This is a genomic window from Pseudomonas sp. GW821-FHT05H12, assembly GCF_059419385.1.
On sequence record NZ_JBWKRS010000030.1, the window covers coordinates 76,697 to 88,026 of the forward strand.

Sequence of the window (11,330 nt, forward strand, 5' to 3'; positions counted from 1 at the left end):
CATAATCAGTCGATTCCGCCCGTAAGGGTCGTCTGCTCAGCATAGTCGAGGTGTTTGACGAGCTGCGCACGCAGCCGGGCACTAACCTCGGCAAATTTAATCGGTGTGGCGTGCTCGCTCAGTTGGGTCATGGCCAGTCCGGCATAGCCGCACGGGTTGATCCGCCGGAACGGCGCCAGGTCCATGTCCACGTTCAGGGCCAGGCCGTGAAAGGAACAACCATGGCGGATACGCAGCCCCAGGGAGGCGATTTTCGCGCCGTCCACATACACACCCGGGGCATCGGGCTTGGCCGCAGCGGTCACGCCGTAGCTGGCCAGCAGCTCGATCAGGCAGGCCTCCATGCGGGTGACCAGATCACGCACGCCAAACCCCAGCTTGCGCACATCCAGCAGCAGGTACGCCACCAGTTGGCCGGGCCCATGGTAAGTCACTTGGCCACCTCGGTCGACCTGCACCACCGGAATATCTCCCGGCAGCAGCAGGTGTTCGGCCTTGCCGGCCTGGCCCTGGGTGAACACCGGCGGGTGTTCCACCAGCCAGATCTCATCGGGAGCCGAGGTGCCGCGCTCGTTGGTGAACCGTTGCATGGCGTGCCAGACGGGCTCGTAGTCCATCCGGCCGAGCTCGCGAAAGCCCAGGACATGAGACATCACAACACCATGTGCACGAAGCCAGTGGCCCGCAGTTCGCTGTTGATGTTGTAGAGCTGGTCCTGATCCGTCGCAACGATGTGCAACTGGATCGTGGTGTATTTGCCGGTGGAGCTTTGACGCTCGTCCACGCGGTTGTCGTTGATCGTCGCGTATTTGCGCACGATCTCGAGAATCTTGTCCTTGCGGCCCACGCCGGTATCGCTGATCACCTTGACGGGATAATCCGTCACTGGGAATTCGATCTTCGGCGCCTTTACTTCTACTTCTTTATCGGTCATGGCGTAACGGCCTCGTAAGCGTAAGCCGTGGCGACGGGCAAAGCCCCGTGTCGGCTCAACACGGGGCTTTGCAGGTGCACACTATCAGTTGAACAAGCTGTAGAAGAATAGACGGATGCTATCCCACACGCGGCGGAAGATACCACCTTCGTCGACAGCGTCCAGGGCGATCAGGTCGGCGCTGTGCACCACTTTGTCGTCCAGTTTGACTTCGACCTTGCCGATCACGTCGCCCTTGGCGATTGGCGCAACCAGCTGCGGGTTCATGGTCATGCTGGCAGCGAGCTTTTTCAGCTGGCCTTTAGGCATGGTCAGGGTCAGGTCTTCCGCCAGGCCGGCTTTGACCTGGTGGGTTGCGCCCTTCCATACCGGTGCCTGCGCCAGCTCGGTGCCCTTCTGGTAGAAGGTCTGGGTTTCGAAGAAACGGAAACCGTAGGTCAGCAGTTTTTGCGTCTCGGCCGCACGGGCCTGCTCGCTGTTGGTGCCGAAGACCACGGCAATCAGGCGCTGGCCATCACGTACAGCGGACGACACCATGCAGTAGCCGGCTTCTTCGGTGTGGCCGGTTTTCAGACCGTCGACGGTCTTGTCACGCCACAGCAACAGGTTGCGGTTAGGCTGCTTGATGTTGTTCCAGAAGAACTCCTTCTGGGAGTAAATGGCGTAGTGCACCGGGTCGACACGGATGATCGCGCGGGCCAGGATCGCCATATCGTGAGCCGACGAGTAGTGCTCTGGGTTCGGCAGGCCGGTCGGGTTCATGAAGTGGCTGTTGGTCATGCCCAGGTCGGCCACGGTTTTGTTCATCATGTCGGCGAACGCGTCTTCGCTGCCGGCGATGTGCTCGGACAGAGCCACGCTGGCGTCGTTACCCGACTGAATGATGATGCCGTGCAGCAGGTCACTCACCGTCACCTGCGAACCCACCTTGATGAACATCCGCGAACCGCCGGTGCGCCAGGCGTTTTCGCTGACGGTGACCGGGTCGTTCTCGCCGATCTGGCCGCGACGGATTTCCAGGGTCGCGATGTAGGCCGTCATCAGTTTGGTCAGGCTGGCAGGGGGCAGGCGCTGGTCACCGTTGTTCTCGACCAGCACGTTGCCGCTGGCGGCATCCATGAGGACCCAGGCCTTGGCGGCCAGTTGCGGGGAAGCCGGCACCATTTCAACCGCCCAGGCGGCCGGGGTGATGATCAGCGAAAGAAGCAGGCACGTGCGTTTGGCTAAGGTGGTGATGTTCATCCGTCTCTCGAAATTGCTTATGGAAACTTGCCCTCGCGGGCAAAACTATTCAGACAGCCCGCTTCCAGACTGTCACGTGTTCGGTTGCCCGCTCACCCCTTGCCCCTGGGTTTTTATTGTTCAACGAGCCAACAACCAAGGTCCGGGCCCGCATGCGCGCCCGAGCCATCAATCCGTCTACTGCTTATTCTGCGGTGACCACACTGGGTTGCCCCAGGTTGGCCAGGCGCACGCTGTTCTGCACTTGTGCAACCTCGCTTGGCGAGCCGATCGGGCCCATGCGTACGCGGTGCAGGGTCTGCTGGTTACGCACGATGGAACTGATAAACACCGGCGCATTGACCATGCCGCTGAGCTTGGACCTTAACAGTTCTGCCGCGTCCGGGTTGGCGAAAGCGCCGACCTGCAGGTATTGCCCACCGGCCATGGAGGCGCCCGGCGCTGCCTGGGGCACGACCACCGTATCCGGCGCGTGCTGCGCTGGTGGTGGGGTCCACTGTTCGATCTTGCCTGCCGACGCCGTCACTTGCGGCTGCGGGGTTTGCGGTTCGTTGAGCATCAACGGCGCCGGCTTGCCACGCTGGGCCCAGTACTGCGCCGGGTCGATACCTTCGACTTTCACGCGCGCCGTGCCGGTTTCGGCGTAACCGAGTTTCTTCGCGGCCGCGTAGGACAAGTCAATGATGCGGTCCGAATAGAACGGCCCACGGTCGTTGACCCGCAGGATCACCGTGCGGTTGTTGTCCAGGTTGGTCACCCGTACATAGCTGGGCAGTGGCAGGGTCTTGTGGGCCGCGCTCATGCCGTACAGGTCATACACTTCGCCGTTGGCGGTGTTCTGGCCATGGAACTTGGTGCCATACCAGGACGCCGTGCCCGACTGGACATAGGTCTTGGAGTCTTGCAGCGGGAAATAGGTCTTGCCCAGCACGGTGTACGGGTTGGCCTTGTAGGCGCCGGTGTGCAGGGTTGGCGTGGCGTCCGGGATCTTCGAGACATCCACGTCCCACCACGGCGCGCCGTCTTTGTGCGCGCGGTTGATGTCCAGGCCCGGCTGGGAACGGATGGCCGTACCGCCGGACTTCTGCGCCGGACCACGGCTGGTGGAGCAACTGACGACCAGCAGGGACAACGCGGCGAACGCCACCAGCTTGAGCGGTTGTTTGATCGGCGATACCCGCATTACTTGTTGCCCCGTGCTTGGACCAGCATGTCTGACAGCTGATGCACGGCCATGGCGTACATCACACTGCGGTTATAACGCGTGATTGCGTAGAAATTCTTCAGGCCCATCCAGTATTCCGGGCCGTTTTCGCCTTCAAGGCGGAATGCCGTCACCGGCATGTCATCGCGTGGCGCATTCTGACTCGACCAGCCCAGCGCCCGCAACTCCCCGACCGTCTTGGCCGGCTCGATGCCCTGGGTCAGGCCTTCGTCGGCGCGCTCCCCGGACACCTCGGCGCGGATCACCACCGGTTCACCGGCCACCCAGCCATGGCGCTTGAAGTAGCTGGCCACGCTGCCAATGGCGTCGTCGGGGTTGCTCCAGATATTGATGTGGCCGTCACCGTCAAAGTCCACGGCATAGGCACGGAAGCTGCTCGGCATGAACTGCGGCAAGCCCATCGCCCCGGCGTAGGAACCCTTGAGGGTCAGCGGGTCGACCTGTTCTTCGCGGGCCAGCAGCAGGAATTCACGCAGTTCCTTGCGGAAAAACTCGGCACGCGGCGGGTAATCGAAGCCCAGGGTCGACAAGGCGTCGATCACCCGGTAGCTGCCAGTGTTGCGCCCGTAGAAGGTTTCGATACCGATGATGGCGACGATGACCTGGGCCGGCACGCCGTATTCCTGCTCGGCGCGGGCCAGCACGGCTTCGTGCTGGCGCCAGAAGTCCACACCCCGCGCCACACGGGCGTCGGTGAGGAACATCGGGCGGTATTCTTTCCACTGCTTGACCCGCTCGGCGGGGCGTGAGATGGCGTCGAGAATCGCCTGCTTCTTCTGGGCTTCACGGAATACGCCCATCAGCTGCTCACCGGCAAAACCGTAGTCGCGGGTCATTTCACCGACAAATTCGGCGACCTGAGGTGAGCCGTCGTAGTCACCGGCCTGCGCCTCTTGCGTCGCGCCCAGCAGCCCGATCAGGCCCATCCAGGACGCATGCCGAGTCGCCCAGCCGCGCATTACTTGCATTGACATCTTCACCTTATTCAAACCTGTGCGATCCATTTGCGATGCGTATGAATCGACATCAAAACCCCAAACGCTGACAGCAATGTCACCAGCGAAGTTCCGCCGTAGCTAATGAATGGCAACGGCACCCCAACCACCGGCAGCAGGCCACTGACCATACCGATGTTGACGAAAACATAAACAAAAAAGGTCATGGTCAGGCTGCCCGCCAGCAACTTGCCGAACAGCGTCTGCGCCTGGGCAGTGATCACCAGCCCGCGACCGATCAGCAGCAAATAAATCAACAACAACGCGCAAATGCCCACCAGGCCGAACTCTTCGCCCATCACCGCAATGATGAAGTCGGTGTGGCTTTCCGGCAGGAAGTCCAGGTGCGACTGGGTACCCAGCAGCCAGCCTTTACCAAATACGCCGCCGGAACCGATGGCCGCCTTCGACTGGATGATGTTCCAGCCTGTGCCCAGCGGGTCGCTCTCCGGGTCGAGGAACGTGAGGATCCGTTGCTTCTGGTAGTCGTGCATAAAGAAGAACCACATCGCCACGGCCACTGGCACGGCGGCGGCCAGCACGCTGAGGATCCAGCGCCAGCGCAAACCGCCCATGAACAGCACGAACGCGCCGCCCGCGAGGATCAGCAAAGAAGTCCCGAGGTCCGGCTGGCGCACGATCAGAATGAACGGCACGCCGATCAGGATCAGGCTGATACCCACGTGCTTGAGCTGTGGCGGCAAGGTGCGCTTGGACAGGTACCATGCGATAGTCGCCGGCATTAAAATCTTCATGAATTCCGACGGCTGGAAGCGAATCACCCCCGGGATGTTGATCCAGCGGGTCGCACCCATGGCGTTGTGGCCCATCACGTCCACCACCACCAGCAGCAACACGCCAGCCACGTAGCCCAGCGGCACCCAGCGCGCCATGAAACGCGGCTCCAGCTGGGCGATCACCACCATCGACAACAGGCCCAGGCCGAACGACGACGCTTGCTTGATCAGCAGGTCCCAGTTCTTGCCGCTGGCCGAATACAGCACGAACAGGCTGCCGGCCGCCAGGGTCAGCAGCAGGATCAGCAACGGGCCATCAATGTGCATGCGCTGCAGCAGCGTCGCACGGCGACGCATCACGTCCTCGCTGGAGAGGATGCGGTCAAAATTACTCTTCACGGGCCGTAACCTCGGTGCTTGAAGGGGGGCCGCCATATTCGGGTTTGAGCCTGCCGTCGTCGGCCAACAGCCAGGCGTCCATCACTTGGCGCACCACAGGCGCCGCGACGCCGGAGCCGGACTCGCCGTTCTCGACCATCACCGCCACCACGATCTTCGGGTCGTCAGCCGGCGCGAAGCCGACAAACAAGGCGTGGTCACGGTGGCGCTCCTGGACCTTAGAGCGGTCATATTTCTCGCCTTGCTTGATCGCGACCACCTGGGCCGTACCACTCTTGCCGGCAATGCGGTATTGCGCACCGACGGCCGCCTTGCGCGCAGTGCCCCGCGCGCCATGCATCACCTGCTGCATGCCGTGGTTGACCTTGGTCCAGTCGGACGGGTCACGCAGTACGATGTCGGCAATCGGGTTCTCATCCACCGGCTTCTCGCCTTCGATGGTCTTGGCCAGGTGCGGGCGGTTCCAGATGCCCTTGTTCGCCACCAGCGCTGTGGCCTGAGCCAGTTGCAACGGCGTGGCCTGCATGTAGCCCTGGCCGATCCCGAGGATCAGGGTTTCACCCGGGAACCACGCCTGGCGACGGGTCGCCCGTTTCCATTCCCGCGATGGCATCAAGCCAGGGGATTCTTCGAACATGTCCAGGGAGACTTTCTGGCCGAGGCCGAACTTGCCCATGTAGGCAGACAGGCGATCGATCCCCAGCTTGTGGGCCAGGTCGTAAAAATAGGTGTCGTTGGAGCGCATGATTGCGGTGTCCAGGTCGACATAGCCGTCACCGGTGCGGTTCCAGTTACGGTATTTGTGGTCGTAGTTGGGCAGCATGTAGTAGCCCGGGTCGAACACCCGGCTGGAGGCCGTGACCACGCCCGCATCCAGGCCGGCAATCGCCACCGCTGGCTTGATCGTCGAGCCGGGCGGGTACAGGCCGCGCAGTACGCGGTTGAACAGCGGCCGGTCGATGGAATCACGCAGCTCGGCGTACGCCTTGAAGCTGATGCCGGTCACGAACAGGTTGGGGTCGAAACTCGGTTGGCTGACCATGGCCAATACTTCGCCCGTGGTCGGGTCCAGCGCCACTACCGCACCCCGCCGACCACCCAGGGCCATTTCCGCGGCTTCCTGCAGCTTGATGTCCAGGCTCAGCACGATGTCCTTGCCCGGCACCGGGTCGGTGCGCTTGAGCACCCGCAGCACGCGGCCACGGGCGTTGGTCTCGACTTCCTCGTAACCCACCTGGCCGTGCAGCTCGGGCTCGTAGAAGCGCTCGATACCGGTCTTGCCGATATGGTGGGTGCCGCTGTAGTTGACCGGGTCGAGGGTCTTCAGCTCTTTCTCGTTGATCCGCCCCATGTAGCCGACGGAGTGGGCAAAGTGCGGCCCTTGCGGGTAATGCCGCACCAACTGCGCCACCACCTCAACACCGGGCAGGCGGAACTGGTTCACCGCGATGCGCGCGATCTGCTCTTCAGTCAGCTCAAACAGGATCGGCACCGGCTCGAACGGCCGGCGCCCCTGCTTCATGCGCTTCTCGAAGATCACCCGGTCTTCCGGCGTCAGTTGCAGCACTTCGACGATCACATCGAGGATCTGCTGCCAGTCGCCGGATCGCTCGCGGGTCATGCTCAGGCTGAAGCTCGGCCGGTTGTCCGCGACCACCACGCCATTGCGGTCGAAGATCAGCCCGCGCGTCGGCGGAATCGGTTGCACGTGCACCCGATTGTTCTCCGACAGCGTGGAGTGATAGTCGTACTGGATCACCTGCAGGAAATACAGGCGCGCAATCAGCACGCCCAATAAAGCCACCACCAGGATTGCGCCAAACACCACGCGCGCGCGTACAAGACGTGCGTCTTTCTCGTGGTCCTTGATGCGGATCGGCTGGGTCATCGGGAGGGGCGCAGATTATTTGTGATAAGGGTGCCCGGACAGGACTGTCCAGGCGCGATACAGCTGTTCACCGATCAGGATGCGTACCAGCGGGTGCGGCAGCGTGAGCGCCGACAGCGACCAGCGCTGGTCCGCCCGCGCACAGACTTCCGGTGCCAGCCCTTCGGGGCCGCCGACCATGAAGTTGACGGTGCGCGAGTCCAGGCGCCAGCGGTCCAGTTCCACCGCCAACTGCTCGGTGCTCCAGGGTTTGCCGTGCACTTCTAGGGTGACGATGCGCTCGTTGGGGCCGACCTTGGCCAACATGGCTTCGCCTTCCTGACGGATAAAGCGCGCCACATCGGCATTCTTGCCCCGGGTGTTGAGCGGTATCTCTACCAGTTCCAGAGACAGCTCAGCGGGCAGACGCTTGGCGTACTCGTGCCAGCCTTCTTCCACCCACTTGGGCATGCGTGAACCGACAGCAATCAGACGCAGGCGCACAGCCGTTCCTTATTCCTGGTCTTTGTTCAGCTTGTCGAAGTGCGCGTGGCCCACTTCCGGGCTGTGGTGCTTGCCATCGGCGGCACGGCTCTGCTCGGCGCCTTTCCACAGACGCTCCAGGTCGTAGAACTGGCGAGCGTTGGAAGTCATCATGTGAACGATCACGTCGTCCATGTCCAGCAGCACCCAGTCGCTGTCGCCCTTGCCTTCTTCACCCAGCGGCTTGACGCCTTGGGCTTTGACGGCTTCGCGGACTTTGTCGAGCATCGCGCCGATCTGACGGTTCGAGGTACCGGTGGCGATGATCATGTAGTCGGTGATGCTCTGCTTGTCGCGCACGTCCAGCACCTGGATGTCCTGGGCTTTCACGTCTTCCAGGGCAGCCACGGCCACTTTTACCAGCTCTTCGCCCGCCAGCTCAGGGCCGGTGTGGGCTTCAACTGGCAGCGGGGCGCTTTTGAACGTGCCTTTGCGCTTAACTTTGCTTACGTCTTTGTTCGTCATATAAAACTCGTTTTGCTCGTATGTTCGGGCGCTCGCTGTACGACTGTACGTACGTTCAAGCGCGCCTTTTCAGTTCGACGCACGGTAAAGCCCGTGCGCATCGATGTAGGCCAGGACCGCGTCAGGCACCAGGAAACGTACCGACTTCCCGCTGGCCAGCAGTTGACGGATCTGGGTGGCGGACACCGCAAGCGGGGTCTGCCAGACGAATGCAATATTCCCGTTCGGCCCGGTCAGGGCCAAGGGGTCACTTACCGACCGCGCGGCCAGCAGGTTGCGCAAGGCATCCGGCGGTTCGCTGTCGGCATCCGGGCGTTGCAAAACCAGGATGTGGCAATGCTGGAGGAGTTCCTCCCAGCGATGCCAAGAGGGCAGGCCGCAAAATGCGTCCCAGCCCAAAAGCAGAAACAACTGGTCATCCGCGGCCATTTCAGCGCGCATCACTTCCAGGGTATCGACAGTGTAGGACGGTTTATCACGCTTGAGCTCGTGGTCGTCCACCACCAACGGCGCAATGCCGTCCACTGCCAGGCGCACCATTTCCAGGCGCTGCTGCGGCGACACCTGCGGGGTATCGCGGTGCGGTGGCCGGGCGTTGGGCATCACCCGCAACTCATCCAGCGCGAGGGCATCCGCGACTTCCAGGGCACTGCGCAAATGGCCAATGTGCACGGGGTCGAAAGTACCGCCGAGCAGCCCGATGCGTTTACCCATCAAGTGCGCACATGACCGTCGCCGAACACCACGTACTTCTCGCTGGTCAGGCCTTCCAGGCCGACCGGGCCGCGTGCGTGCAGCTTGTCGGTGGAGATACCGATCTCCGCCCCCAGGCCGTACTCGAAGCCGTCGGCAAAGCGCGTCGAGGCGTTGATCATCACCGAGGCAGAATCCACTTCGTTGAGGAAACGCCGGGCATCGCTGAAATGCTCGGAAACAATAGCGTCGGTGTGCTTGGAGCCGTAGGTGTTGATGTGTTCGATGGCCTCGTCCAGGTCGTCGACCAGCTTGATCGACAGGATCGGCGCCGTGTATTCGGTGTACCAGTCCAGTTCGGTGGCTTCGATCACGTCCGCGCCCAACAGCGCACGGGTGCGCTCACAGCCGCGCAGCTCCACGCCCTTGTCGCGGTAGATAGCCGCCAATGGAGGCAACACGCGCTCGGCAATGCCGGCGTGCACCAGCAGGGTTTCCATGGTGTTGCACGGGGCGTAGCGGTGAGTCTTGGCGTTGTCGGCGATGCGGATGGCCTTGTCGATATCGGCAGCGATGTCGATATACACGTGGCACACGCCGTCCAGGTGCTTGATCACCGGCACCTTGGCATCACGGCTGACGCGCTCGATCAGACTCTTGCCACCGCGCGGCACGATCACGTCGACGAATTCCGGCATGGTGATCAGCGCGCCAACGGCGGCACGGTCAGTGGTCTCGACCACTTGCACTACTTCGGCCGGCAGTTCGGCCACGGCCAGGCCCTGCTGAATGCACGCGGCAATGGCACGGTTGGAATTAATGGCTTCGGAACCGCCACGCAGGATGGTGGCATTGCCGGACTTGAGGCACAGGCTCGCGGCGTCGATGGTCACGTTCGGGCGCGACTCGTAGATGATGCCGATCACGCCCAGGGGCACGCGCATCTTGCCCACTTGGATGCCGGACGGCAGGTAGCGCATATCGCGGATTTCACCGATGGGGTCAGGCAGCTTGGCCACCTGACGCAGGCCTTCGATCATGTCGTCGATACGTGCCGGGGTCAGCGCCAGGCGGTCCAGCAGGGCTGGCTCGAGGCCATTGGCGCGGCCGTTGGCCAGGTCTTGCTCGTTGGCGGCGGCAAGCTCGGAGCGCGAAGCATCCAGAGCGTCGGCGGCCGCCAGCAGGGCGCGGTTCTTCTGCGCGGTGCTCGCACGGGCGATCAACCGCGAGGCCTGACGGGCAGCGCGACCCAGGCGGGTCATGTAGTCAAGAACGGACTCAGTCATGGTCAGGGAGTCTTGGCAGGGAGGAAAGCGGCAGATTATAGCTGTGACGCCGCTCGACTGACAGCGGTGAGGGGCGGATGGTCGAAATGAACTGTAAAAACCTGGGCTTCAGCGGTAATTAAGGTGGGAGTTGTTATGATTCCGTCACATTTAGCCGTATTAACCCCAGACCGCCATGTCCAGTTTTACCCCCCGACTGCCCGCCAGCGCCCTGCCCGACAGCTTCTTCGACCGCGACGCGCAATTGCTCGCCCAGGATCTGCTCGGAAAAATCGTCCGCCATCGCGTAGGCGATCTCTGGCTTTCGGCGCGAATTATTGAAACCGAAGCGTATTACCTGGCCGAAAAAGGCAGCCACGCTTCCCTCGGCTACACAGAAAAGCGTAAGGCTTTGTTTCTGGATGGCGGTCATATCTATATGTACTACGCCCGTGGCGGCGACTCGCTGAACTTCAGCGCCCAGGGCCCGGGCAACGCCGTGCTGATCAAGTCGGCGTATCCGTGGGTCGATGAAACGTCCGGCCCGGCCAGTTTGGCGCAGATGCTGCTGAACAACCCCGATGCCAACGGCAGCCCGCGCCCGTCGCAGAAGCTGTGTGCCGGCCAGACCCTGCTGTGCAAGGCGCTGGGGTTGAAAGTGCCGATGTGGGACACCAAGCGCTTCGACCAGGAGTTGCTCTACGTTGAAGACGTGGGCCAGACCCCGAGCCAGATCATCCAGACCACCCGCCTGGGCATCCCGAGCGGGCGCGATGAACAGCTGATGTACCGCTTTGTCGATGCGGGCTACGCGCCTTACTGCACCCGGAACCCGCTGCGCCGGGGCCAGGTCGAAGGCCGCGACTACTTTTTAATTTGATCACACGACCCGTAGGAGCCCGGGGGGGGGGGGGGGGGGGGGGGGGGGGGGGGGGGGGGGGGGGGGGGGGGGGGGGGGGGGGGGG

Annotated in this window: 12 protein-coding genes; 1 reads left to right on the forward strand and 11 read right to left on the reverse strand. The window is 62.6% G+C overall.

Annotated features, from left to right (window positions below; translation table 11 throughout):
* Positions 1-5: 5 nt before the first annotated feature.
* The 11 genes from lipB to AC07SU_RS23315 all read right to left on the reverse strand — a co-directional run bounded on the left by lipB (position 6) and on the right by AC07SU_RS23315 (position 10,386).
* Positions 6-653 (reverse strand): lipoyl(octanoyl) transferase LipB, encoded by a 648-nt coding sequence (gene lipB, locus AC07SU_RS23265; RefSeq protein WP_176998529.1) that lies wholly within the window; start codon positions 651-653, stop codon positions 6-8.
* On the reverse strand, positions 653-934 hold the full coding sequence (locus AC07SU_RS23270) for a DUF493 domain-containing protein (RefSeq protein WP_025858241.1): 282 nt from the start codon (positions 932-934) through the stop codon (positions 653-655). Before AC07SU_RS23270 ends, lipB begins: the two co-directional genes overlap by 1 nt.
* Before the next feature lie 84 nt (positions 935-1,018).
* Positions 1,019-2,176, reverse strand: a complete 1,158-nt coding sequence (locus AC07SU_RS23275; RefSeq protein WP_176998530.1) for a D-alanyl-D-alanine carboxypeptidase family protein — start codon at positions 2,174-2,176, stop codon at positions 1,019-1,021.
* A gap of 184 nt (positions 2,177-2,360) precedes the next feature.
* Positions 2,361-3,359 carry a septal ring lytic transglycosylase RlpA family protein gene (locus AC07SU_RS23280; protein WP_176998531.1) on the reverse strand — a complete coding sequence of 333 codons (999 nt, stop codon included), beginning with the start codon at positions 3,357-3,359 and terminating at the stop codon, positions 2,361-2,363.
* Complete coding sequence (mltB, locus tag AC07SU_RS23285; protein WP_176998532.1) at positions 3,359-4,369, reverse strand: lytic murein transglycosylase B; 1,011 nt, start codon at positions 4,367-4,369, stop codon at positions 3,359-3,361. Before mltB ends, AC07SU_RS23280 begins: the two co-directional genes overlap by 1 nt.
* 17 nt (positions 4,370-4,386) lie before the next feature.
* A complete protein-coding gene (gene rodA, locus AC07SU_RS23290) occupies positions 4,387-5,490 on the reverse strand; it encodes a rod shape-determining protein RodA (RefSeq protein ID WP_050442794.1) in 1,104 nt (367 codons plus the stop codon).
* A 31-nt stretch (positions 5,491-5,521) separates the two neighbouring features.
* Complete coding sequence (gene mrdA, locus AC07SU_RS23295) at positions 5,522-7,420, reverse strand: penicillin-binding protein 2 (protein ID WP_176998533.1); 1,899 nt, start codon at positions 7,418-7,420, stop codon at positions 5,522-5,524.
* A gap of 15 nt (positions 7,421-7,435) precedes the next feature.
* The gene (gene rlmH, locus AC07SU_RS23300; protein ID WP_003176297.1) at positions 7,436-7,903 is read right to left on the reverse strand and encodes a 23S rRNA (pseudouridine(1915)-N(3))-methyltransferase RlmH; all 468 of its coding nucleotides are present in this window, start codon (positions 7,901-7,903) and stop codon (positions 7,436-7,438) included.
* A 9-nt stretch (positions 7,904-7,912) separates the two neighbouring features.
* Positions 7,913-8,407 (reverse strand): ribosome silencing factor, encoded by a 495-nt coding sequence (rsfS, locus tag AC07SU_RS23305; protein WP_010206793.1) that lies wholly within the window; start codon positions 8,405-8,407, stop codon positions 7,913-7,915.
* 69 nt (positions 8,408-8,476) lie between these two features.
* A complete protein-coding gene (nadD, locus tag AC07SU_RS23310; protein ID WP_176998534.1) occupies positions 8,477-9,121 on the reverse strand; it encodes a nicotinate-nucleotide adenylyltransferase in 645 nt (214 codons plus the stop codon).
* Entirely contained in the window at positions 9,121-10,386 is a 1,266-nt protein-coding gene (locus AC07SU_RS23315) for a glutamate-5-semialdehyde dehydrogenase (RefSeq protein ID WP_494998351.1), read from the reverse strand. The genes nadD and AC07SU_RS23315 overlap by 1 nt, the downstream gene beginning before the upstream one ends.
* A gap of 175 nt (positions 10,387-10,561) precedes the next feature.
* On the opposite strand from AC07SU_RS23315, the gene AC07SU_RS23320 reads away from it, so the two are divergent.
* A complete protein-coding gene (locus AC07SU_RS23320) occupies positions 10,562-11,245 on the forward strand; it encodes a DNA-3-methyladenine glycosylase (protein ID WP_494998352.1) in 684 nt (227 codons plus the stop codon).
* The last annotated feature ends 85 nt before the right edge of the window (positions 11,246-11,330 follow it).

What these genes read in the sequence shown, in the direction of transcription:
- AC07SU_RS23315 (WP_494998351.1), bottom strand. Translation starts at nt 10,386, where the DNA reads ATGACTGAGTCCGTTCTTGACTACATGACCCGCCTGGGTCGCGCTGCC.
- rodA (WP_050442794.1), bottom strand. Translation starts at nt 5,490, where the DNA reads ATGCGTCGCCGTGCGACGCTGCTGCAGCGCATGCACATTGATGGCCCG.
- AC07SU_RS23270 (WP_025858241.1), bottom strand. Translation starts at nt 934, where the DNA reads ATGACCGATAAAGAAGTAGAAGTAAAGGCGCCGAAGATCGAATTCCCA.
- AC07SU_RS23320 (WP_494998352.1), top strand. Translation starts at nt 10,562, where the DNA reads ATGTCCAGTTTTACCCCCCGACTGCCCGCCAGCGCCCTGCCCGACAGC.
- lipB (WP_176998529.1), bottom strand. Translation starts at nt 653, where the DNA reads ATGTCTCATGTCCTGGGCTTTCGCGAGCTCGGCCGGATGGACTACGAG.
- mltB (WP_176998532.1), bottom strand. Translation starts at nt 4,369, where the DNA reads ATGCAAGTAATGCGCGGCTGGGCGACTCGGCATGCGTCCTGGATGGGC.
- mrdA (WP_176998533.1), bottom strand. Translation starts at nt 7,420, where the DNA reads ATGACCCAGCCGATCCGCATCAAGGACCACGAGAAAGACGCACGTCTT.
- AC07SU_RS23275 (WP_176998530.1), bottom strand. Translation starts at nt 2,176, where the DNA reads ATGAACATCACCACCTTAGCCAAACGCACGTGCCTGCTTCTTTCGCTG.
- AC07SU_RS23280 (WP_176998531.1), bottom strand. Translation starts at nt 3,359, where the DNA reads ATGCGGGTATCGCCGATCAAACAACCGCTCAAGCTGGTGGCGTTCGCC.
- rsfS (WP_010206793.1), bottom strand. Translation starts at nt 8,407, where the DNA reads ATGACGAACAAAGACGTAAGCAAAGTTAAGCGCAAAGGCACGTTCAAA.
- nadD (WP_176998534.1), bottom strand. Translation starts at nt 9,121, where the DNA reads ATGGGTAAACGCATCGGGCTGCTCGGCGGTACTTTCGACCCCGTGCAC.